This is a genomic window from Pontibacter mucosus (assembly GCF_003054055.1).
GTDB lineage: Bacteria > Bacteroidota > Bacteroidia > Cytophagales > Hymenobacteraceae > Pontibacter > Pontibacter mucosus.
On sequence record NZ_QBKI01000017.1, the window covers coordinates 13540 to 38061 of the forward strand.

The window sequence follows — 24522 nt, forward strand, 5'->3', positions numbered from 1 at the left end:
CCCCCGGCAGCTGCACCAGCCTTAGGGACATCAGGGACGGTAAGAGCAACCAAGGCGTCCCCTGAAGACGCTTTGGCCTGCTGCCGGGCCTGACAAAGGCCCGGCCCTCAATACTGCACCACAAACTTCCTGCTCACCTTTTCTCTGGCACTGTAGAACGTGGCGATATACATGCCGGGTGCTAGCTTTCTTACCCGTACCTCCAGCGCATGGTGGCCCCGGGCAAAACCATACGGCTTTTCCGCCAGCTTCCGGCCCGCCATGTCTGTGATCACCAGTACCCCCTCCGTGGCCTCAGGCACAAAAGCCTCCACACGGATGCTCCGATCGGATACAGCACTGGCAAAGAACCTGGCACGCGCTGTTTCGGTAGCGGCGCTTGCCCTTGCCATCACGGCATCCACCTGTACGGATGGCTGGGGCGGATGCGAGGATAAGCGGATCTCGTCTATCCGGACCGTTGCCCCATACGAGACCTCGCTCACCGGGCTGGGCACATCAAAGCGGAGGATGCGGATGCTGCTCTTTCCCGTCCAGAGGGGCAGTTGACTCAGGTCTACCGTGTATTCCTTAAACTCCGTATCCTGGCTGCTGATGCCAAACTCCGCGTAGTTGGCTATATTGTCCCCCACGGGGCCCCACCAATAAAAACGCGCCCTGGTGTCCGCCGTCCCGTTCTGGAGGCGGATGGTGGCATACCTGTACACGGCCGGGTCCACCGGTGCAGTGGCCGGCACATCATACCGGATATTGTTGTACGTCTGGGAAGTGGTCAGGTGCAGGACACCTCCGGCAGTGTGGCCGCCTGTGTAGTTGACAATATTCCAGCCCTCCACCCTGTTGCTATTCACGGCCTCGTCAAAACGCCAGGTGTAGACCTGTTGCTGCGGAAGTGCAGACAGCAGCCTGACCTCGTCTACCTGTACCTGTTTGCCCACGGAGGCGGCACTGGCTGTACCTGGCACATCGAAACGGATGATGCGGATGCTGCTCTTCCCCGTCCAGTCCGCGTACTGGCTCAGGTCCAGGGTATACTCCTGGAAATCCGCATCATTGCCCCTGATGTCAAACTCGGTGTAGTGGGCCACGTTGTCGCCCACGGGACCCCACCAGTAAAAACGGGCTTTGGTATCCGGGGTGGTGTTTTTCAGCCTGATAACCGCATACCTGCTCCTGGCTGGGTCAATGGCGTTGCCGGCTGGCACATCATACTTGATGTGCTGGTAGGTCTGTGATACCGTTAAACCCAGGATGCCGTTGGCGGAACTGGCATTGGTGTAGTTCACGATGGTCCAGCCGTCGATGCGGTTGCCCTCCACGGCACCATTAAATTCCCAGCGGTGGGTCTGCGGTTCCAGATCCACCTCACCGGTGCAGGAAGTATTAGCTGTCCTGTACTTCTCCAGCACCGCCATTTGAGGCCTGTCCTGCCCGTTGACGGGCTCTACCGCCAGACTATAGCTGCCCCAGCGCGGCCCGGCGGCCCAGTAGGTGCCATTCACGCAGTTGCGCTGCAGGAATGTCAGCATGTTATCCAGGGCTGTCAGCCAACGGGGATCGTTGTCCGGCACCCCATATTCTCCAACAAAGCCCTGCAGCCCGTTGTCGCGCAGCCACTTCACGAAAGGGGCCGTCCGGGTTATGCCAATGTTCGGATCGGCCCGCTCCTGGTCGTAGGTGCCGTCATACTTGCCGGAGGCATCGTCGTCAAAGTAGACGTGTGCCTCGAAGATCAGCCGGTCTGACGGGTCCTCCAGGTTTTTCAGGTTATCGCTGGCAGCGGGCCACCTGGCCGCAGAGCTCCAGCTATCGCCTCCCACCACGATGGCCGTCCGGGTATCGGTGGTCCTGATCTGAGCAATAATTGCCTGGGCTATCGTGAACCAGGGTGTGGAGGCGAGCATGCCGTGCGGCTCGTTCATGATTCCATAGCCCCAGATATTCTCATCCGCCCTAAACTCAACGGCCAGCCGGTACCAGGCATCTGCCACGGCCTCTACCGGCAGGGCAGGATCACCGATAATATATTCCGTGCCCCCGATGTTTCTTCGCCCATAGTTGTGCATGTCCAGCAACACCCATACGCCCCTTGCCCTGGCCGCCTGCACAAAGCCCCGCATCTTGGCCAGCTCCTCCTGGTTCAGGGGCCCGTGAAGCGTGGGCTGTATCCGCTCCCACTTAAAAGGGAGCCGGACCAGGTTCAGGCCTTTTCCTTTGAAGTAGTCCAGCTCGCCAGCCGTCGGGTAAGAGTAATCCGGTCCCCACACCTCCCCAAACTCAGCCCCCGCCAGGTTCACCCCGAATGGAGCCGGCGTCCTGTCCGGCATCGGCCCCAGGGGCTCCGGCTCCGGAAGGGGCACCTGCTCCCCGCTCAGCTTTACATAGTCTATGGCCACCTGCCTGCCGAATGAGGCGGCATGAAGTGGGCTCGGCACATCAAACCGGATGATGCTGATGTTCCCGCCCCAGCGGGCGTCCCTGCTCAGATCCACTTTATACTCCCGGAACGCGGTGTCGTTGGCAGCGATGTCAAACTCGATGAAGGCGGCCGTCGCGGCGCTACCCCACCAGTAAAACCTGGCCTTTGTATTGGCAGTGCCGTTCTTGAGGCGGATAAGGGCTGTTTTACTCTGCGCCGGGTCTACCGCGCCGGTGGCCGGCACATTGTAACGGATGTGGTTGTAGGTCTGCACGCCCGTCAGGTGCAGGATCCCCCCTACCGTGCCCGGGCTGCCATAGTTCACAATCGTCCACCCCTCCACCTGGCCATCCACCACCGGCTCATCAAAGTCCCAGCGGTGAGTGATCTGCGCATCCGGGTCCACCCGGGCACCCAGTCTGAGGCGGAACCCATGTTCTTTGGGTTTGTTGATGGTATAGATATAATCCGCCACCCCGGCAAGCTGCCGCTCCGTCTCCCGCTCGCTGGGTTTTTCCACCAGGTAACTGTCGAAGAGGGCTTTGTTGGCGGTATACCTGGGGTCCTGCGAGTTATTTAAGTGCTCGATAAACGCCCTGACGTCTGCAAACGATGCGTCCCGAAGTTCAGCCGGCAGGTAGTTTATCTCCACCCGCTTGATGTCGCGCAGCTTGCGTTGAAGCGATCGGTAGAGGCTGGCCTGCGCCTGCACCTGCACCGCCTGCTTGTACTGCGGTGTGCGCTGCTCCAGGGCCAGGTTCACCCCCCTGCCCAGCTCCTCGTCCGTATAGTTTCGAATAAAGGTTCCGTCTATCGTCAGGGCATATGTTCCCGGTGCCAAATGGGAAACCCGGAGGGACTCTGTATTCAGTTCCTGTGAGAAAGGCACCAGCTCAAGCGCCGGTGCTGCCTCGGCTGGTACGGGAAACGGGAGGCTCCCGGCCAGGTACCGGAATTCAAGCAAGCTGTCGGTTGCGGTAAGCTCCGTGACCGTGCAGCCCTTGCAGCGCTTGAGCCTGCCACGCTCTATGCTGACCTCTGATACAAAGCGTGGCGCGCCCGTGTCCTTGAGGAACTGGTAAGCCATGATAAAATTGCCCACCGTGCCCGGGTGGATACGGTCGTTGCTGATCAGGGTGGCTTTGGGGTTTGCAGCCTGCACCTGCTGGTTCAGGCTGTGAAGAATTGTCCAGTAATCCACTACCTTCAGGTTGTATTGCCGCGCCAGCTCATCAATAATCTCGGTGCACCGTTCCAGGGCGTCATTCACGCCGTACATGTTCTCGGCAGGCAGATCGCCCGTTTGGTCGTAGATACTTGGCTTCTGCAGGATGACCTTTGTGCCTGACCCCAGCAGCCTCCGTATCACCTGTTCCATGTAGCCCCTGTAGTCGTCCAGGGCGCGCTGCTTCCTGGCTTCAATGTCCGGCTCATGCTGCCTGGAGGCTGCGTACAGTGCACGGTTGACATCGTTCATCCCCGCCATGACCACGGACCATTCGGCAGGCTCGGCCAGGATATCGCTGTCCATCCGGCGCAGAAAGTTATTGGCGTTGTCTCCCCAGATACCAGCGTTGCGGAAGGCTACCCTCTGGTCTGGAAAGCGGGTGGCATAGTACAGCAGAATGAAGTTGTGGAACTCCCCGCTATGGGTAATGCTGTTGCCGATGAAGTTCACGCGGTCACCGTCCTTGAAAAGGACATCCTCCCTGTCCTGAGCGAAGGTAAAATGATGTATCACCACCAGCAGTAAGGCTAAGAGGCGGGCTGTTTTCTTTCCCATGGCATTATGTAGTTAGTTATAAAAGCCTTTTACCGGGGGGTTCTGTAGCTTCTCCTCCACCCGCTCAGCCCATTCCCTGCAAAGGGGTGTCTCCCGAAATCCTTTTCACCTGCCACAGGCACTCAACCCTTTGTTTTTCAACCGGACGGTTCATCAGTCTTGCCTCCCGAGCACGCTGACCGCACCTGCTTCGGTACCCAGCACCTCCCTTGCCCAGCTCTCCTGCAGCATAAAGTACAGCCTGGAGTACTGCCCCGCCTCCCAGGCCCGACGTGCCAGATCCAGGTAGGGCGCATATTTTTCCGCACCTTCCTTCCGGGCCGCTTGCCACAACCGCTCATAACGCTCCTGTAAGGTGTTGATCCATGCTTTGGAAAGCTTCACGTCCCCTCCCTCCACACGCTGGCTCGTAGAAGCGCTCGTAAAGACCTGCAGCTCGTAGGGTTCCAGCTTCAGGCCCTGCTTCCGGGACTTTTTGAGCAGTCTCCCCGAGGTGGGCTCCTGTAGCGCCCCTGCCTCCCTTAGCCTCACCTTTATAGCCACAGGCTCCGGCAGGGTGTTCAGCACGTAGAAATACACCTTCCCATCGACTACCTGCTGCCGGATACGCACCGGATCTGAAACAGCCTCGACCTCCTCAAACCTCACGGCAGGCAATGCCTGCAGGGACTGCGAGAAGCGCGCCAGCTCCTGCTCCATCCCGAAGGTGCCCACGACATAGCCACCCTTGACCATGCTGACGGCATCCAGGTGATGCAGCGCGAACATATAGGGTTCCAGGCTATGGAACCTGGCCCCGTTAAAGGTAGAGGCTCGCCACACCATCTCCCTGACCCCCAAGGCCTTCAACCCTTCCAGCGGCTGCTCACTGCCCACCGGGTCTTCCCAGTAACGGTCATGTATCGTCATGCGCACCTGCTCCTGCTCTGCTAGGGCGGCCACCACCTCCGGAGCCGTCATGACAGTACGGTTTACCTCATGGCGGGCGGGCGGGTAATGCGACCGCTTCCAGCGCAGGTCGGCCGGCACGGACGTATAGTTGAACACGATGTTGGGATGCTCTTTATACAGCGCCGGGTCAATGCCCATCTCTCGCATCACCTCTACCGGCGGCTGCGCCAGGTAGTCAGCCAGGCGCTCGTTGTGGGTCAGGTGCACAAACACATTCAGTTTCAGCTTCAGATCGGAACGGATAGCAGCCATCTGCCGGGCCATGCCCGCATAGTGCTCGTACAGGACCTTGCACCGCCAGTCTATCCAGGCCTTTTTGGCAGCAGGGGTCTCCATCAACCAGGCATAGCTTTGGGCAAACCGCTCCGGGTCACCCGGGGTGTAGACAGGGATACGGAAGCCCGTCTCCTGCTGGAAGCGTTGCAGGTTGGAGTCGTTGTAGCCCGACGCCAGGGACCCGAAGGTAAACAGCTTGGGACGGGCCATCACCAGGGAGATGCCTTCAAAGGCAGGCGCTTTGCCATAACGCTCCGTGATCTCCTGCACGATGGCATTGACCGAGGCCATGACCCGCGGGTCGGCCGCGTTGTAGTTCGGGTCGGCTCCGTGCCAGTAACCATACCATAGCTTCCCGTCCTTGTTGATGTTGATAACTGTTTCCTCACCCTGGTGGAGACGCGCCGTGTCCGCCAGGGCATAGTTGTCCAGGCTCGGTAACGTATGGATGTGCAGGCCTGCCGTGAACTTCATGTTATGCTCCCCCAGCCGCTGCAGCAGGTAAGCCGGGTAGCCACCCGGGTGCGGCCGCTGTCCTCCCTGCGCCCCGTCGATGTCCGGCTCAAAGAGCTCCACAGAGGTTCCGTACAAAGGCCCGGCGTACCAGGCCAGCGGATACTCTACCTCGGTCTGTCCGAAGGACTGCATGTACTGGATCATCCGATCGGCTGCCTTCGTGAAGCCTGCCAGGTCACGGCCCGTGCCGAAATTGTGGAACAGCACCGGGTCCTCGTAATACAGGCCCGTACTGCGGGCAGGAACACTTCCCTGAAACCTCCCTGTGGTGGAGGCAACCGCAAAATCGTGCAGCCTGTACACTTTTACCTGCTGCACCGCCGCCGGGTAACCGTTCTCCGCCGTCATGAAAATAAACGCCTGCCTTTTGGAACGTGGCCAGAATACCACCCGGTGCTCCAGCATCTTATGGGAAAGCGGGTACTCCTCTCCGGTGAACACCCCGGTGTGCACCTGAAAGTCTATGGTGTTGCCGAAATCCTGCAACATCACCTCCATGGTTCGGGGCCTGTCGTCAGGGTAGGTGATCACGGCCACGTGCGGCTCCCCCACATCGTGTACCTCAAAATCGAGGGCGAAACGGTCTCGCACCCGTCCCCCACCCTCCCGGTAAGTGCCGAGTGGCGAGGGCACAATGGTGGTGCCGCCTGCCTCTCCCACAGGTTGCTGCGTCACCGCATCCACCTGGGCAATGAGCGTTTTCTGTGCGGACTGTGCCCCTGGCGCTGCGGCGGCTGCCGCCACCTGCACAGGGGCGCGTACTTGTCTTTGCTGTCTGTTTTCCTGATAGGTTACGGTAAGGGTATAGGTGCCGGGAACAGCAACGGTCAGGGGCACATGCAGGCGTTCCCTGCCCAGCCCCCGGATGGTCTGATCCTGCAGTTGGCCCTGTAGCACCTCCCTCCCCTCCTCCGTTGAAAGCGCATAGTGTATGCTTGTAAGATGTATGCTTTCCTCCCCGGGATTATGTACTGCCACGTGCACGCTGCCTGGCTCTGACACCCTTACAAAGGGGTCTTGTATGGCTATGTCCGCCCTGAAGGTCCTGTACTGACGATAGGCTCTGCGGGCCTCTTCCGCTGTGAATTCCCGGTCATAGATCACCAGCTCATCCAGGGCAGCCTGGCAGGCCTGCTCTCCCCGGGCATTGGCAGCCCCTACAAAAAAGGTATCATGTGTCCGGGGAGTCCATTGGGGCATCCAGCCGATAGAAGAGGGCTTGCCGTCTACATACATGGCTGCCCCTTTCTTCACATTCCAGGTAAAAGCCAGGTGGTGCCACTCCTGCCTGTCCCAGGTGTTGATTTTGTGGAAGTAAATGTAAGAGTCCTTCGGATCCTTCAGGCTGAAGCGGATGAAACGGCCGGGGTACAGCTCGATCTTCAGGCTGTTGCCTCCTTTCGAGTCCGGACCTTCCTCCCGGAACAGGGTAAGGGGCCCTGTGGTCTCTGCATCGCCTGCGGCAGGCAGTTTCACCCACACCGCGATCGTGCCCTGGTTCTTATCCAGGTTTCCTGCCGCCGCGTACTGCAGCACCTGCCCGGGTTTGAAGAAAGCGGCGGCGCCTTTGACCCCTTCCACGGCCTCCGGCCTGTCTCCAACCCGCAACGGGCTTGGATCCCCCTTCGCTTGGGCAACCAGGCCATTCTCAAAACCTAGCCGGAACAAGACACCCGGCTCCTGCTGCGCAGGCCCCTGCACCTGTCCCCCGGTTCCGAGCGCAGTCCCTTGCGCAAGGGACACGAGGCTCAGCAGAAAGAAAAAGAACGCAACCGCCGTCTTCATAAGCAACCTATCTTATTTTTATTCCACTATCACGGACTCGATGTTGAGGTATTCCCCTATCTTTTTGATGGTCTCGGCATGATGCCCGACACCCAGGGCGAAGTGATGCGTGGGGCCCTCCTTGACCCACTTTCTGAGGAAAGTTCTCACATCCGGCTTAAAGTATCCCCTGGTGTTCGTGTTGCCGGTCGGTGGGATAGGCCCCTCTACCGAGGTGCCCTCGGCTATTACGAACTTAAACCTGCCCTCATACGTGGAGGTAATGCTGAGCATGGTGATCGGGCCTTCCTTGATCTTAAACTCCACCCCGGCGCCGAAGCCAGGCTTCCCGTGGTATTTCTTCAGGCTGCGCAGCACCGGCTTGCCCTGCGCAATCGTGATGTTGTGGGGCCCGTCGTGCCCTACCAGGATAAAGTTCTCCTTGAAGTCAACCGGGTGGAACTCCGCAAAGCTTCCCCCAATGCCCAGGCGCTCCATGATGAGCATGGCAATGCAGCACTTCAGGTCTGACTCACCACACATCGGGAAGCCGGCCCCTGTCAGCAGGGAGTTGCCCACAATCAGGTTGGTCATCACCAGGCGGGTGTCACTTTTATCCTCCCCTTCATAATAATAGGCCAGTCCATCAAGCTTCCTGTCCTCCACAAATTCCTCCAGCGCCACCGACACGCGGGCAGCCACCTCCAGGTCAGCATCCCGGAGCTTTTCTGAAATAGGGTCTGAGACAGGGTCGGGCGTATCAAAGAAATCCAGGATGCGCTCCTTCTCTGCCTCCACGTCATGCTCCGCCACGTGCCTGTACTTTTTGACAATCTCATGAGCCTCGCACTGCACGATATGCACCCCGAAATGGGCCGTCAGCATGGTGGCATCCGAGTGCATGTCCAGCATCGCCTCTATCGGATGCCCGATATGCCCGATGCGCGCGCGTTTCAGGTCATGGAGCACGCGCGCTATAGCGCAGTACTTCCCGATTTCCTCCTCGGCGGCCGCATCGTCATGGAGGGTCCCGATGATCACATCCGGCACCCGCTTGCCCATGCGCACGGCCACTCCCGTGAACTCCGGCAGCGAACAGATGTCGTCGTTATAGAGCTGCTGGTGCGTGGATGCCTTGCTATAGTCCAGCGCCTTGTCAGGTTGCAGCGCCACCAGCACGATTGGCACCTCTATGCTCTTGATGATAATGCCAAAGGTGCTGGAGGTCGCATACGTCAGCATGTCACAGAAAATGAGGTCCAGGTCGGCCCCCTTTAGCTTTGGCAGCAACTCGTAAGCGCGCTGCACGTCATCCACCATGCCGAAGTCAATCACTTCCGCCTGGTGCTTCTTCACCTTTTCTAGGAAAAGCGCCTGCTTCTCCATCATCTGGTCGTACAACCCCTCGAACTGCTCCCAGTACTTCGCATACCCCACCCCGAAAACACCTATCCTCGGAGTTGTTGCCGACCTTTTCTTTATGGTGGGAGACACGTGGGCATTTGCTTCAGGCGTCACCACTGCCGGTGCTACAATCTGATCCATATTTAAAGTTTAATTGATAAAATTCTTTTCAAAACTCTTGTCAAGCCCTTCGGCGATTGCCCCCACAGGGAGCAGGCACCCACAGCAGTTTAGCGCCTCGGAATCTACACTTAGAGCACTAAGTTAGAAAACGCTGCAGAAGCCCTGTGAGAACATCCGGGAAGTGGCACACGCCTCTGCCGGGATTCTCCTACGGGGGCATTTCCTTAACCCCTCAAACCAGGCTCATATAGGTGGGGAGCCCGGCCCCTTTTCCCCGGGCCAGACTCCTTTACCTAACCTATCACTACTCACTCACTGTAATCTCGAACTGCTTCACCACTTGCCTGTGATCGTCTACACTGGTGTTGGATGCCAGAAAGGTCACCACATAGGTTCCCGGCACCTGGTACACATAGGTATGGCCGCTCAGGGCATTGGTGCCAATGTTTTGCAGTGGCAGCCCCCTGTCCGGCGGCACCTTGGTGAAGAACAACGGCTTGGAGATATACCAGTCCTCACTTTCTGGAGCATTCTTTCCTCCACCGATAATCACAAGGTCTACAATTGGGGTGCCCCTGGAATACCAGGCATTGGCGTCGTTTGACACGCTGAAAGGCTGCCAGCCGGCCGTCTGCAAGGTGGCCACCGGAATTGCGGAACCGTCCGGCAGCTGGGTGCTGGCATTGAACCCATGCACAATCCAGTTGCCTGCCGCATGATCCGGGTCTGTTCTCCCCTCAAATTTGAAGGCAAAGAACAGCGGCCTGCCTGCCACGGCGACATCGGACAGGTCAATCGTCCCGGAAGGAGTCACCGTCGTATTCGGGGCAATGGCGCCCCTGTCGGTCACATCAGCCCAGGTGGCGGCAAGGATGCCTTCCCGGGTTAGGGCCTGCAGGTCCGAGCTTACCATGAGCCGCAGCGAGTTTACCTGCGTACCACCCCCACCGTACTGCGTCACTACTTCTAGCTGGGGCTTGCCTCCTTCCACTTCGGTCCTATCCCTGAAGTTATAGTCCGCTCCCGGCAAGCCCGAATAGAAGGTAATGTTACCCGCATACCCGCTGAAGGTAAAATGGACCGGCTCTCCGACTTTGTAGGTTGTCTTTTCCACCTGCACGTCAAAGTCCGGGGCCTCTACTTCCAGGTCTTTCTCACAGGAAGTCAAAGCGAAGGCCGACAATAAAATAATAAGGACATATCTCATGGCTCTGTTCTGTATCATTAGTATCCTGGGTTTTGGGTGAGGGCCTTGTTCAGGGCCAGGTCATAGGTTGGGATCGGCAGCAGGAGGTTCCTGTCGGAAATATTTGTCTGCGCCAGCACATGCCCCTGCACTGCGCCGTTGGCGAGCGCCCAGGCCATGTACTCCTTCATGTCCCCGATAAAGTTGCCCCAGCGGATCAGGTCGGGTCTTCTGGAGCTCTCAAAGCAAAGCTCGCGCGCCCTTTCATCCTTCACCGCCTGCAGGAAGGCCTCCTTCCCCAGCCCCGGCTGCAGGTCAGCATCGGCCTGCTCCGTCAGCACCGCCACGGCGGCTGCCCCACTGCCTGCGTCCCCCTGTTTGGCCACCAGGGTGATGGCAGGCGGGCTGGCGTAACCGGAAGCGAACTTGCCCGGAGCTGCCTGGTAGTAAATACCGGACACCTGGTGTCCTCCCTGTTCGTCTGCTACCGGGGACAGCTGCGCGACAGCCAGGCCGCTTGCAGTCGCATTAACCCCGTCGATATACACATCGGGCGCCACCATGTAGCCTGCCCCCCCGTCCGTAAGCTCTAGCAGCTTTAGCGGCTTATTTCCATCATTCAACACACCATAGCCCCTCCGGCGCACCTCATTGATCGCCTCATAAGCCAGGGCGGTAGGACCGTTAACCTCATTCTCGGCCTCGGCCAGCATCAGCAGCACATCGGAGTAACGGAGAACCGGGAAGTTCTGCGCAGAGACGGAGGCGTCTTTCGGCAACAGCGTCTCATATTCCCTTCTCCACTTGCCCATGGTCCTGCGCCACAAGTCCGGGTTGTGGGTCTTTACCCCAGGGTTGCCCGCATACGTGAAGGTGGCGATATTCCAATCGCGACGCAGGTCCGGGGAGTTCAGCGGCACCGGGCACTCCGCACAGGGCTTCTCATACAAATCATACAGCCGCTTGGTAGCCAGTACCAGCGCGCTGCTCTGCCCGATCGCCGGGTCGGCGCTCCGGATGCCTCCCCTCACACCAACATAGTAGGTATACTCCTGCAACCCCGCCGAAAGGAGCCCGTGGAACTCTACTTCCCAGATGCTTTCGCGGATGTCATACTCATCCCGGGCGTACTTGATGAACACATCGCTATAGTCCGGGTTGAGGGCATGCATGCCTGAGTCCTTCACTTTTTGGGCCCATTTCAGGGCCTCGGCGTACTGGGCCTTGTCGTTCAGCGGATACCCGGCCATGGTCAGGTGTACCCTGGCAAGCACGCCCTGTACGGCTGACCGGGATACCCTGCCTCCCCCCTTCAAGCCGGCAGCTTCCTCCACCAGCGCCTCAGCGGCCGTCATGTCCCGGACGATCAGTTCGTACACCTCCCGCATCGGCGCGCGCGGCACGTTCACGTTGTTGATATCAGGGGCATCTGTCAGCAGCAGCGGCACGTCCCCGAAATTGCTCACCAACAGGAAATAGTAGTAGGCCCTCAGAAACAGCGCCTGGCCTTTGATGCGGTTCCGCCTCGTCTCATCCAACTCCGGGTTGTCTACCTTGGCCAGTACCAGGTTCGCCCGGTAGATGCCCTGGTACAGCACTTTCCAGAAGTCAGTGATCTGGGCGTCGGCGGGTGTATAGATATAGGCGGTGGTGTTCAGCTGCCCGGTGTTCGTATAGCTGATGTCGGTGCTGACATTCAGCCAGTAGGGCAGTACATCGCCATACACAGCCCTGTTTCCCAGCACATCATACACCCCGGCAAGGCCCGTCTCCAGCTCCCCAATGGTTTTGTAGGTGGGGGCAATAAAATTCGTGGGCGCTGTATCCAGCAGGTCTTCGCAGGAGGTTGCGCCGACACACAGGAGCAAGCTGAATAAATAGTGTCTTATTTTCATGGGGAACACAGTTATAGCTTAGAAAGAGGTTGTAAGTCCAAAGGTGATAGTCCTGGCCAGGGGATAGGAGGCAAAGTCAAAGCCAGGCGTCAGCGCCGAGTGCCTGGTCGAAACATCCGGGTTGGATCCCGAGTAGTTCGTCCAGGTGTGCAGGTTCTGCGCTGCGGCATATACCCGCAGCGAGTTCAGGCTTAGCTTGCTCACCAGCGCCTGGCTGAAGGTGTAGCCCAGCGACACCGTCTTCAGCCTGAGAAAAGACCCATCCTCCACCTCCCGGCTGGAGTAATAGGTATCCTTTTTCCCCGCTGTCCTGTAATGCGTGTTGCTCGGGTTCTCGGGAGTCCAGCGGTTGGCATAATCGGCATACTGGTTCAGGGAGATGACGCGCTTGGCATTGCCCTCAAAAAACAACCGGTTGGCATTGATCAGGTCATTCCCGTAGGACCACTGGAAGAACACGTTCAGGTCGAAGCCCCTGTAAGAAAAGTTGTTGGAAATACCACCCGTATGGATGGGGACTCCCCTTCCAATCACGGTGAAGTCCATCTCATTTACCACCAGGTCACCGTTGATGTCCTGGTACCTGATGTCCCCGGGCTGGATGTTGGCTCTTGGCTGCCCGTTCGTCGGCACATTGTCCTTCAGCATATAGTTTCCAAGCACCAGGTCAAAATCGTCGTATTGGTACACCCCATCCCAAATCAGGCCATACATCTGCCCGATTGGCTGCCCTAACTGCGCAATGTAGGGCATGGTGTTCCGGAAATCGGTATCAAAGCTTACGTTCTGCAGCAAAGCGGTCTGGCCCTCATTCAGCTCCATCACTTCATTCTTGTTAAAGCTGATGTTGAAATTCGTGCTCCACGCGAAGTCCGGGCGCTGGATATTGACCGTGCTCAGGGACACTTCCAGTCCCTCGTTCCGTATTCTACCGATGTTCTTGTAAGCGGTTGCCGTGTTGTGTATCGTGGTGAGCCCAGTGCTGTAGGGCAGGTTGGCATTGAGCAGTACATCCTCTGTTGTCTTGCGGTACACATCCACCGTCAGGTCTACACGTCCCCGGAATAAGGACAGGTCATAGCCCAGGTTGGACTGGATGGTGGTTTCCCACCGCAGGCCCGGGTTTCCGTAATTTTCCAACAGGGCACCCCTGGTCGGTGCCGCATTATCAAACGAGTACCCTCCGAACCTCGGGATGGACAAGGTGGACAGATAGGCAAAGTCGGAGATCCGGTTGTTGCCGGTGGCGCCGTGGCTCACACGCAGTTTGGCATCATGAATAAAGGCAAGCTCTTTGAGGAAAGGCTCTTCGGACATCCGCCAGGCCAGGGCTCCCGATGGGAAGACACCCCAGCGGTTTCCGGGGGCAAACTTAGAGGAACCGTCGTAGCGCAGGGAGCCGGTGAGCAGGTACTTTGACTTATAGTTGTAATTCACACGCCCCAGCAGGGAAGCCATGGACCAGCGGGAGCTGCCGGAAACGCCGAAGTTTGAGGCAGCCTCATCCAGCCCGTCCACGCCCGTTCCCTCATTGAGCACCTGGATGGCGGAGAAACCGTAGTCCGCATCTTCCTGCTTCTGTATTACGGTGCCCGCCACCACGTCCAGGTGGTGCCCCCCGGAAAAGGCCTTCTTGTAGGTGAGCGTGTTGGTGTTGTTCCAGTTGGAAATGGGCCGGTAATACACAAAGCCGTTCTGCTTCTGGTCCCTCCGCTCGTTTCCTGCCGTTGTCAGGGAATTGAAGAATCCCGTCCGCTCAACTGTCACATGGGCCGCCCCGCCGGCTACCCGCAAGGTCAGCTCAGGGATAATGGTGTACTCGACATAGGCGTTGGCCCTGAAATTATTCACCTTCGTCTCCCTCAGCTCGTTCTTGGCTGACAGAATAGGGTTTACCCGGAAGTCCGTCGCCGGGATGGAAGGGTCAAACAGCTCATCAAGGGGACTCTCATTTGCACCTGCTACCGGGCGGAAGCCCCACACCGCGTATAGCAGGCTCAGGTTGGCATAGGTATAGGTATTGTCATTGGACTGGGTGACGATCGTGCCATGTGTCTTCTCACTGCTGTAGGTCAGATCCGCCCCCACCTTCAGCTTCTTTTTGATACTCTGGTCCAGGGTCACCCTTCCCTGGTAACGCCTGAAACCGGAATTGATGATGATACCGTCCTGATCGAGCATGTTGCCGGAAATAGAGTAGCGGGTGTTTTCCGATCCGCCCCTGAGGGAGAGCTCGTGGTTATGCACCGGGGAGCTTTGGTAAATCTCATCCTGCAGATCCATGCTTTCGGCGTTTCTGTAGCTCTCCAGCGTTCTTCCGTCTGTAAAGTATACCCTGTCCGCAAAATCAGGGTTCAGCTCGCTCTGATACTTCACAAACTCGTAGGCCCCCATCAGCTTCAGCGGCCTGGGGTTCTCAGAAAAACCATAGTAACCGTTATAGGTAATGACAGGCGCACCGGCCTGTCCCCGCTTGGTGGTGATCATCACCACCCCGTTTGCGCCCCGGGCACCATAAATCGCTGTGGCAGAAGCATCCTTCAAAATGTCAATCGACTCAATATCGCTCGGGTTCAGGGTATTGGCGAAAGACTCCTCCATGGGAAAGCCGTCAATCACGTAAAGCGGGGCCGTACTGCCCGTTATAGACCCGATACCCCGAATGACGATATTGGTGTTGGAGCCCGGCTGTCCATCATTGCCTGACACCGTAACGCCAGCCACGCGGCCGGCCAGCGCCTCGTCAAAGGACTTCACAGGCGCCTTCTCGAAGTCAGCCATCTTTACCTGCCCGATGGAGCTCGGGATGTCTCCCCGGGCCGCGGTTCCATATCCAATCACCACGACCTCCTGCAGCTTCTTATCATCCTTGGCCAGCACAATCTGCAGGCTCGCCCGGTTGTTGACAGGTACTTCCTTAGGCCTGAATCCCAAATACGTAACCAGCAAAATAGCGCCTTCGGACACAGTGAGGCTGAACCGCCCCTCGCTGTCTGTGACGGTGCCGTTGCTGGTTCCTTTCTCCACCACGGATGCACCGATTAAGGGTAGCTTGTCCTCCGCACCGGAAACCATGCCGCTGACAGGGATACGACCCGGGGACTGCGCATGCAGGCCACTCCCCGCACCAAGCAGCAGGCATAGCGTCAGCCCGATCAGCCTGAGGGATAAAAGTTTGTATAAAAATTGTCTCATAGGAAAAAGTTTAGTTAGTTCATTCCTCTTGTGCGGCAGGCACTTTCCCCACCTGCAGGACCTCCCACCCGCACAGCTGCTGACGCTCCTTATTCTGCCATTCCCTTTGCTCCAACAAAGCAGACGCTATACACCCGCTATCCTTACGCACTAACTTGGGAAAAACAAAAAAAATTAACGTCGCACCCCTTCCAGCACTGCCGCCGCATGGGCTTCCCGGCCAAACGCGACCGGCCTGATTTCAGGGATCAGGACAACCAGCAGCAGGAAGGCAAACGGGTACATGATCCCTGCAACGACCCACAGCGGGGTGTAAGAATAATTCTGAATGACAAGCCCTATCAGGGGGTTTATCAGCATGCCTGCCACAGCCCCGGCTGTCCCCGACAGACCGACCACCGTTGACGTGGCGTATTTGCCGAAAACATCGGAGATAGCCGTGATATAGTTCGTGATCCAGAATCCATGGGCCAGCATCAGGATGGCCATGAGCATAATGGCCACGTTCACTGAATTCACCCAGGCAATCATAGGGGCCACGAGTGTGATCAGGGCCGCAAGCCCCATTACCGTCTTCCGTGATGCATTGACAGAGAGGTTCCGGGACACGAGCTTGTCAGAAAACCAACCTCCTGCGATATTGGAGACGCCCAGCGCCAGAAAAGGGATCCAGAATAGCTCCCCTATCCGCTCAAACGACAGGCCCCGCTCCTCGTTCAGGTACTTCGGCACCCAGAACATGAGAAAGTAAAAGACAGGGTCCAGCAGAAACCGGATCAGGATAAAGGCAAGGGCCTCTTTGTTCTTCAAAAGGGTCATAAAGGGAACGGAGGCAGCCTTTTCCTGCGGGAGCTCCCCGATGGCTCCCCCCCCTGTTCTCCTTCTCCACGGGATTAACACCCAAACCAGCACCCATACAAGGCCAACCATGCCCGGAAGGACAAACCCCCAGCGCCAGCCATAATGGGTGGCAACCAGCATGGTCAGGGGTGGGGCCAGCACGGCTCCTATGGCCGAACCGCCGATGGCAATGCCATTGGCCAGGGCGCGCTCCTTTTTGCCGAACCACTCATATACGGTTTTAGCCGCACCGGGAAAACACCCGCCTTCGCCTACGCCCAGCAAAAACCTGAAAGCAAGCAGCTGCCCGAATCCAGTCATCACCCCGTGGAGGCTGGTGGCCACGGACCACACGCCAACCGACAGCGCCATACCCAGCTTCCCGCCAAACTTATCTATCAACCGCCCACCGATGGTGAACATAAGCGCATAGCTGATCAGAAAGCTTGTGTTCACCATGCCGTACTCCACATCGCTGATGTTAAACTCTTCCTGGATCTTGATGATCACCATTGACAGCACCTGCCGATCCAGAAAATTCAGACCAGTTGCCAGGAAAACCAATACAAGTACAAACCAGCGGATTCGGGACGGCATAACTTAACGCACTAGGTTAAAAAAGTAATCACTCACTAAACGTACGAAAAGAAAAATAAAAAGCCAAACCTATGCTGCAATATTTTTATATAGAACTTCTAGCCAAGTATAAAAACAGCTTTTTAGAAGCAGAAAAGCCTTCACCAACGATTACCACAGAAAAAACAGTAGAATGCGCTCAACTCACTTAACGCTATAAGTTATATTAACGGCGGAAAATACCGACAGTAATGGTGGCCACAGGAAGTTATAAGGAGGGAGTAAAAGAAAGGAATCTGGACGGGGTGCCTGTCCGGTTAGAAGGGTAAGCCCGGGTTGCACAGGGCGAGGCCCGAAGCCCTAGCCTTTTGACGTGTCATTGTACTCCGGGTTAGCCACAATTGCAAATTTGTACTTGTCTCCCCGATAGTAGGACTTCTCGATTTCAAGCACCTGCTCGGGCTGGCAAAGGATGACACTGTCCAGCACAAAGACAGGGATTTGCTCTTCCACTTCGAAGTTATTGTCTTCATCCCCCGGTTTGAGGATGGTCGTACTTAACGTTTGCTTGATGTCCGAAATCTTGTGATGGTACTTATCCTCATACACCTTAAAGTATGAAATATCAGTCGACATCATGTTGATCTTCGGACAAAGCCTCAGGGAGATGTACCGTATCTCATCCTTGATGATCACCTCGTCGGCATAGCGCAGCAGGTGTATCTTCAGGACGGGGCCGTCCATAATGAAATGCCTTCCACTGATCTCTGAGGAGATGCCGTGCTGAAGAATAGACTTCTCCAGCACGATATTTTTAGGATTGAAGCCCTCAGCCCGCAAGCCCTCGTTAAATCCGCGCCGGGTGGCATCAATAGACCCCAGAGTGCGCACCAAGTGATGATCCTCCGTACGGTTCAGCACAAAGGTTCCTTTCCCCTTGATGCGCTGTGCCCAGCCCTTAGACTCGATTTCGAGGAGACTTTTTCTCGCCGTTGTGTTGCTTACCTTGAATTGCTTGATCAGCTCATTTTCCGAAGGGATTTTATCCCCGGGTTGCAACTCGCCCGATCTGATCTTCTCTATGATCGACTCGCTTATCGTGATGAACTTCGGCTTCATTTGCAGACGTTTTTACAAAACTAAGCCTCAATATAGAAGAAAATTTAGAATAAGCGAATCTGCCCCAGGGTTATCGGGGAGAAAACATTTTCAACAAGAGACAAACTCCTCTAATTACCAACAACTTAACGCGTTAAGAAAAAATACGTTCCCCCTAGCTCTATCCCAGGTAAGGAACCGGCCGGTGCTGTTTTCCCGGAAACAGCGCTCACGGCCACATTCAGGAAAGCTATAAACGATACATTACATTGGCTAAGGCTACTGCCATACTTCGCAGAATCGTTCGTTAGCCAGAATTGTTTACTTGTGAAGGTATCCTTTTGGGTAACGTATCCGGGAAAGAAAAAGAGTAAGATTATCTCGCAGGACTGGCTGTTGGATGCCGGCGGATTCCTCTGGCTCTAACCTAGCACTTTATTAAACCTTATTGGGTAAAGAAGCATGGTGAAGCCAAATTATAATCGCCGGAATAGATGTGGTTCCGCACAGCCTGATCCGCCTGCAGTCGGGGAATCTGTCCTACCTCACCAAACGCATAGACCGCACGCCGAAAGGTAAGCTACACATGGGGGATATGTGCCAACTGACAGAGCGGCTAACGGAGGACAAATACCACGGGTCCTACGAACAGATAGCCAAGGCCATCCTCAGGAACTCGGTTAACCCGGGCCTGGATGTGCTCAACTTCTTCGAGCAGGTGCTGTTTTCCTTTCTCACCGGGAACGCGGACATGCACCGTCATCTCTTAGTCTACCTGTGATGTTTTCTGCAAAATCAGACCATTTTTTATCTGCAATAGCGCAGACTTTGTCACGCACAACTTCAATCGGTTCGTTGACACGGTAAACTTCATGATGTGCAAAGAGAATATACATTTATAACTTTGAATTTCTTGCAACGGTTGGGCTATAATGTGGCGAAGCTAACTTATAGGTTTTGTTGTGGGATGACTTTCTTCTTTCAAATTCAAAGCTATTCCAAAACCTATACCTACAAGAGTCATCCAAATTACCACATACAGCTCAGCTTCATTTATAAGATAACTCTCGCTTTTATGAAGCATTCTTATTCCTTGTAACAACAGCAAAACCATTGTGCTGGAGGCAAGAATAATTATTAGACCCAATCCTTTTCTTTCTACTTTAAATATCAGGCTGTCCAACAAGTATAGCCCTAAAGCTGCTACGACACCCGAAGCAAGAACTGCGGCGAAACCAATTACATATGATGCTCCCAAGGCAAAAAGAATAGCAAGAAAGAATATAGCTAAGGAAAAAATAGCGTTTAGAAACAGCCCTTTTAATCTGTTAATTCTAAATTTATTGTAATTGCCAATGCTTACACCTAATGAGAAGAGAACAGGAACAAAGTATGTATAATTGCCAGTCATTAGAGTTTGACTTACCATTCCAAAGGTAAAACACAAAAGACCTGTCAATAATATTGTTTTCATACTTTTAGTTTACCCACGTTTAGTACAAAAGGCGAGCAAGGTGTCGCCGCAGCTTGACTTTTGTGCCGTGTTGTGAAATGTAATTTTATTCAAGCACTAATGTTTTCTTGTGCTGCTGTATAGTTATAGTTCTTTCTGGCTTACCTGTCTTAGATTCAGTATAGCAGTTGTCGAGCATAAGAATCCACCCCTTTCTTAAATCTACACTTTTTGACGTTGCCACTCCATTTATTTTAATGTTAAGAGCAAGGGTTTTATTCACGTCCAGTTTGCCATGGTTTGTTTTCTCATTTTCATTTAGGACCCAAAGACCATCATCATCTTGGTAGATGGCTAATTGTGTTACACCAGTAGAAAAGTTGGAATCAACAAGTGCGCCTCTTACAAGCTTCTGCCCATTTATGCTTATGTCTACAGTATCAGATTTAAAGCAGCTACCAATTATCAAGGAAAAGTGGCTCTTCTTTATTTTCGATTGGCTGAAGGAGGTTCCTACTATTATCGTAATCAGAAGAATCGCAAGAAGACCTTTTTTCATGATTTTTATATTTCACAACGGCCGCGTACATAAAGCGAGCAAGGTGTAGCCGCAGCTTGGTTTATGTGCAGGGTTATGCTAAGTTATTCTTTTACAATCTTGAATGATTCTGCTTCAATCATAATTATATCCCCACTCTGCATTTCTATTTCAAGCCTGTTCCCCTTCTTTACAACTTCATTTATTGAGCAACTTCTTCCCCAAGGGTTTTTCATTGAGCATGTGAAGTAACTTGCTTGTTCAGCTATGATAGAGATAGCCTCTGTTTCTGGATAGTAAAGTTCTGCCGTTGTTACTCTTATTACTACAGATTCTTCTTTCCTGTCAATCAGAATTTCTTTTACTATTGAGTCATGCAGTTGCTCCTTTTCAATTATCAATTCTGATTCTTCCATTAATTAAAAATTTAGCATAGTCGAGTCACGCAGGGGAGTTTCACCCCTGCGTTCTCACAGAACCGTACGTGACAGTCTCCCGTCATACGGCTCTTCCTGTTCTTATCACTAATGTAGTTAACATTATGGACGTACCAATTGCCAGTGCGGGAAAAGACCCGGTTTCTCCCGATACCTCTTCCTCATCCACCTCACCGCCTCCCGCATCGGCAGCCCCTTCTCCCACTTGGCCCACTTCAGCAGCCGCGTGTTGAGCTGGAGCCACAGGTAATGCGTGTGCGAGGACCAGAACCTACAGTAGTAGTTGATTACCCCCTGTATCACCGGCCTGAGCACCTGGGCCACTTCCTCCAGCGGCTTGCGCCAGCGGTGGATGTGCATCCGGCTGAGCTTATGCAGCACGCTGCTGATGGACTTGGTGCTGATAAAGTGGCTCACCATGAGCCGCATCCCTTTGCTGGTCTGTCTCCAGTGAGGCCGCCAGGTGAAGCCCAGAAAGTCCAGGCTGCGGGGGTACTTCTTTTCACTTGTTCCCCGCAGGTGCACGATTCGGGTCTTGTCCGGGTGCAGCTGTAGTTTACAGGCCTCCACGCGGCTGCGTATGGAGGCCAGCACGTACTGGGCTTGTTTCTCTGACTTGCAGTGCACCACCACATCGTCGGCGTAGCGCTCGAAGGGCTTTCCCGGGTGGTGTTTCTCCATCCACTTGTCAAAGGCCACGTGCAGAAACACGTTGGCCAGCAAGGGCGAGATGACACCGCCCTGCGGCGTGCCCGTCAGGCGGTCCAGAGCTGTCCCGTCCTGCTGCACAATACCCGCCTGGAGCCAGCGCCCGATGTAGAGCAGCACCCATTTGTCAGGGCAGTAGTGCCTGACGGCCTGCAGCAGCAGCTCGTGGTCAATCGTGTCAAAGAAGCTCCGGATGTCCAGGTCGATGGCCCAATCATGGCACTGTGCCCGCTCGCTGAGCTTGCCCACCGCCTGATGGCAGCTCCTACCGGGGCGGTAGCCGTAGGAGTCTTTGTGAAACAGCGGCTCCACCACCCGCTCCAGGTGCGCCCGCACCACCTCTTGGGCAATGCGGTCCAGGATGGTCGGGATACCGAGCCTGCGCTCGCCCCCGCCCTTCTTGCCAATGACCACTTCCCGGACTGGCTTGGGGAAATAGCTGCCGGAGCTGAGGCGGTTCCACAGCTTGTAGAGCTGCCGCGGAAGGTCCTGCTCCAGGTCCTGCCAGCCCATGTGGTCTATGCCGGCTGCGCCTTTGTTGGCTCTCACCTTGCGGTAGGCCTGCCAGACCATCACCCTGGTAATTGGTTGTGACTTTACTTCATAGTAATCAATCATCCCATCGCTGGTTGTCTCTTGCTGATGAAATTACGAACAGGCCGGGCCCTTGGCTCCGCTGCTTTTCGGCAGCCTCCCAGCTACTACGGCCCGGTCCGCCGCCACCCTCTCGTGCTGTCCGGACACGCCTGCTGCCTTGCAGGTCAGCCGGGCGAGGGTGACTTCTCTTGTTCCGTACAAAAGCCTGTCGTTGTCGTCCTGCCAGCTTTACCCCGGATGCTGCGTGACCGGCAATCAGGGCATCTGTCACACTCTAGTCACGGGCACAACCGTAATTGCCCGTTTTCAGCATCGCCTTAGTACTTACGAGGCTTCGGTCGCTGGTTCACTCTATTCAGCTCGACAACACGTACCTGCGAGAGTCTTGAGCCCCCGCTTTTCCTGGCTCGTTCACCACCGGGGAGTTTCCGCCCTCGGCAGCAGCAGGTGGTTTGCAGACTACTCCTGACAGTCGTCTGCGAAGGGCCTTCTCTCCTTTTAGGCTCTACTGCTTCGACAGCCAGTCGCTTCACTTGACCTCCGCTCGAAGGGCAGCGCTCGTAAAGAATCCTTCATCTTTTGTACAGCACCCAACTCCCTGTTCATCAGGAGTCAGTTCAAGACACACACGGATTAGTACATGCTGCGAACGAGGCGTAGCCGAGAATGGAGCATGTGCCGGGTTATACCCTGTTATTTTATAGTCTCTTTTGCTTTTTCTAGCAGTCTTGCAATTGACATTGAATCAGTTTTAGTAGTGTTTTTGGGAAACCTTGCGATCAGCTTATTGGCAGTAATTTCGATTTCAACATTCTTTAATTTGGCAATACTATTTAGCCATTCAGTTTTAAAATAATGTCGTGCAGCTATCTTGTTTGAAGTCTGAAGCAAAAATCTGTCACTAAACTCTTTGCTGGCTTCAAAGTCCACATCCCGATGCAGAAAGAAATCAATCACTTTGTCTGTAATGGTTTCGGGAGTGATTAGCACATGGCCTAAATCTACAGACAGTTCCGTCCGACCGATACTTTGGATGTCTGTCAATTCCCTAAGCTGCCCTCTTCCAATGTTTACTAAATATGAAAAAAACACATTGATTATTTGGAACACCTCTTCTCCAACCATTATTTGAAAGATGTTGATGATTTCAAAGTCTTTCCAATGACTTAGTATCTGATAGCTTTTTAGTTCAGATGATAAATCAATCAAATTCGGTATCTGATCATAGTCCAACACCTCAACTGTATACCGCTTTTGAAGATGCGTAAGGCATGAGTTTAGTAAGGTTATATCTTCCTCTTCTAAATCGAGTCCTGTTAAGTTCATTATTTTTTATTGGGTATAACGGATTGGCTAAAAAACGCTGCTGTCCCGAGGGCAGCTGTGTTTTTTAGGCCTTGTTATGCAAATGCTTTTTCTTTTCGTCTACCATTTTCACCTTGACAAAGAACCAAGGAACAGGCTCAAATCCATTCTCTTCATCGTTCATGAATTCAACCATCTGTTCCCAATTATCTTCGTTAGCTATCAGTCCGTACTGGTTGATTTCGATATTGAATTTTTGAATCAAGTCATTAGCAAGGTCATGGCAATGAAAGGTATGAAAGTCCCCACTTAGTTCTACTCCAATTAGGTCGAATCCAATCACAATTTCTGATTCGTCAGTTACTTCTGGAATATTTCTGTTTAGATTCTCCCAAAGTCCGATTGCTCCTATACCTTTCTCTTTGATACTAAACTCTTCTAACAAGTCATTCTTTTCTGTTTCTGGAAAGTTGATGCTAAGAATCAGATAGTCTTGAGCATTGCTAAAAAACTTGTTCTTGTATTCACTTAGTACATCATAATCGGAGAAAGTATTTATCCAGCCTATTTTCTTTTCTTCAAATTTCTGGTCAGCCCAAGTTTGAATATCTGTGATTTGTGGGTCTGTAAGGTTAAACTCCTTTTTGACTTCTTTAACATTGTCGCTGTTATTGACTGCACTCCACGTTATTGACCAACTATCGAAATAGGAGTCATTTATACAGGTACTACATGTGTAAATTCTGGTGTCCTTTATGGAGCCGTAATTTGCCTTATGCAGTTTTATAAAATAATATGCTCCCAAGTAATACTTCATAAATTGAGATTATGCATAACGGCTTGTGCAGCTAATGGGCGAAGCATAGCTGAGCCTAAATGCTGCACCTTGTTGGCATTTCGTTTTTCTTTCTTAAGTGCTTGGTTTAATCAATATAGGTGCCTTCAACAGAAAACTTCTCTTGGAAAGATTCATTTAACCAATCTTGATATTGCTGGCTTTTATACCTATTCATGATTTTGAACTTATAGCTCCTGCTGCCAGCTTCCACATAAATGGAGTTACCCCACGATGAGTACTTAATTTCAACTTTACAATCACAATCGTACTCCAGTTTTACGAACTCGTGTTCTTGTAAAAATGAATCGAGACTGGAGATTGTAAGATTTTCAACAGGGTCAGAAAAAATCGGTATCTGAGTACTAAATCCAAACTTCATGGAAGCCTTTTTATTCAATTTCACGATATAGAAGTATTCATCCAAAAGTAGGAGTACACCATAGTTCCAAAATACATACTCAAATGGGCCAAGTACTTTCATCTATGTTCTGTTGAGGAAACTTCTATAACTTATAAATGCATGCCAACGTCAGTTTGTCTAAAAACCTCTGCTTGGTGCTTAGTTAAAGATAGTGATTTGAAGATATATTGTCCTAAGGGTGTGGCATTTTATTCGTTGG

General features: G+C 54.0%; 16 protein-coding genes. 1 reads left to right on the forward strand and 15 read right to left on the reverse strand.

Features of this window, described 5'->3' with window-relative positions; genetic code table 11:
* Positions 1-107: 107 nt before the first annotated feature.
* The 8 genes from C8N40_RS22020 to C8N40_RS22055 all read right to left on the reverse strand — a co-directional run bounded on the left by C8N40_RS22020 (position 108) and on the right by C8N40_RS22055 (position 18047).
* The gene (locus C8N40_RS22020; protein ID WP_108213975.1) at positions 108-4202 is read right to left on the reverse strand and encodes a cellulase family glycosylhydrolase; all 4095 of its coding nucleotides are present in this window, start codon (positions 4200-4202) and stop codon (positions 108-110) included.
* A gap of 153 nt (positions 4203-4355) precedes the next feature.
* The gene (locus tag C8N40_RS22025) at positions 4356-7730 is read right to left on the reverse strand and encodes a LamG-like jellyroll fold domain-containing protein (RefSeq protein ID WP_108213976.1); all 3375 of its coding nucleotides are present in this window, start codon (positions 7728-7730) and stop codon (positions 4356-4358) included.
* An 18-nt stretch (positions 7731-7748) separates the two neighbouring features.
* Positions 7749-9254, reverse strand: coding sequence for an L-fucose/L-arabinose isomerase family protein (locus C8N40_RS22030; RefSeq protein ID WP_108213977.1), 1506 nt, complete (start codon positions 9252-9254; stop codon positions 7749-7751).
* Between the two features lie 286 nt (positions 9255-9540).
* Complete coding sequence (locus tag C8N40_RS22035) at positions 9541-10461, reverse strand: DUF5017 domain-containing protein (protein ID WP_108213978.1); 921 nt, start codon at positions 10459-10461, stop codon at positions 9541-9543.
* On the reverse strand, positions 10461-12317 hold the full coding sequence (locus tag C8N40_RS22040; protein WP_108213979.1) for a RagB/SusD family nutrient uptake outer membrane protein: 1857 nt from the start codon (positions 12315-12317) through the stop codon (positions 10461-10463). Before C8N40_RS22040 ends, C8N40_RS22035 begins: the two co-directional genes overlap by 1 nt.
* A gap of 18 nt (positions 12318-12335) precedes the next feature.
* Positions 12336-15512, reverse strand: coding sequence for a SusC/RagA family TonB-linked outer membrane protein (locus C8N40_RS22045; protein ID WP_108213980.1), 3177 nt, complete (start codon positions 15510-15512; stop codon positions 12336-12338).
* A 174-nt stretch (positions 15513-15686) separates the two neighbouring features.
* On the reverse strand, positions 15687-16949 hold the full coding sequence (locus C8N40_RS22050) for an MFS transporter (RefSeq protein ID WP_108213981.1): 1263 nt from the start codon (positions 16947-16949) through the stop codon (positions 15687-15689).
* Between the two features lie 339 nt (positions 16950-17288).
* Positions 17289-18047 carry a GntR family transcriptional regulator gene (locus C8N40_RS22055; RefSeq protein WP_108213982.1) on the reverse strand — a complete coding sequence of 253 codons (759 nt, stop codon included), beginning with the start codon at positions 18045-18047 and terminating at the stop codon, positions 17289-17291.
* Positions 18048-18522: 475 nt separating this feature from the next.
* On the opposite strand from C8N40_RS22055, the gene C8N40_RS22060 reads away from it, so the two are divergent.
* On the forward strand, positions 18523-18807 hold the full coding sequence (locus C8N40_RS22060) for a HipA domain-containing protein (protein WP_425440670.1): 285 nt from the start codon (positions 18523-18525) through the stop codon (positions 18805-18807).
* A 162-nt stretch (positions 18808-18969) separates the two neighbouring features.
* On the opposite strand, the gene C8N40_RS22065 is transcribed toward C8N40_RS22060, so the two are convergent.
* The 7 genes from C8N40_RS22065 to C8N40_RS22095 all read right to left on the reverse strand — a co-directional run bounded on the left by C8N40_RS22065 (position 18970) and on the right by C8N40_RS22095 (position 24383).
* Positions 18970-19500 carry a hypothetical protein gene (locus tag C8N40_RS22065; protein ID WP_146173622.1) on the reverse strand — a complete coding sequence of 177 codons (531 nt, stop codon included), beginning with the start codon at positions 19498-19500 and terminating at the stop codon, positions 18970-18972.
* Between the two features lie 85 nt (positions 19501-19585).
* Positions 19586-20038: a hypothetical protein gene (locus tag C8N40_RS22070; RefSeq protein ID WP_108213984.1), complete on the reverse strand. Its 453-nt coding sequence runs from the start codon at positions 20036-20038 to the stop codon at positions 19586-19588.
* 83 nt (positions 20039-20121) lie between these two features.
* Positions 20122-20433, reverse strand: coding sequence for a hypothetical protein (locus tag C8N40_RS22075; protein ID WP_108213985.1), 312 nt, complete (start codon positions 20431-20433; stop codon positions 20122-20124).
* 123 nt (positions 20434-20556) lie between these two features.
* Entirely contained in the window at positions 20557-21780 is a 1224-nt protein-coding gene (ltrA, locus tag C8N40_RS22080; RefSeq protein WP_108213986.1) for a group II intron reverse transcriptase/maturase, read from the reverse strand.
* 672 nt (positions 21781-22452) lie between these two features.
* Positions 22453-23085, reverse strand: coding sequence for a hypothetical protein (locus C8N40_RS22085; protein WP_108213987.1), 633 nt, complete (start codon positions 23083-23085; stop codon positions 22453-22455).
* A 64-nt stretch (positions 23086-23149) separates the two neighbouring features.
* Complete coding sequence (locus tag C8N40_RS22090) at positions 23150-23881, reverse strand: hypothetical protein (protein ID WP_108213988.1); 732 nt, start codon at positions 23879-23881, stop codon at positions 23150-23152.
* Positions 23882-23987: 106 nt separating this feature from the next.
* Positions 23988-24383 (reverse strand): hypothetical protein, encoded by a 396-nt coding sequence (locus tag C8N40_RS22095; protein ID WP_108213989.1) that lies wholly within the window; start codon positions 24381-24383, stop codon positions 23988-23990.
* Between the last annotated feature and the right edge of the window lie 139 nt (positions 24384-24522).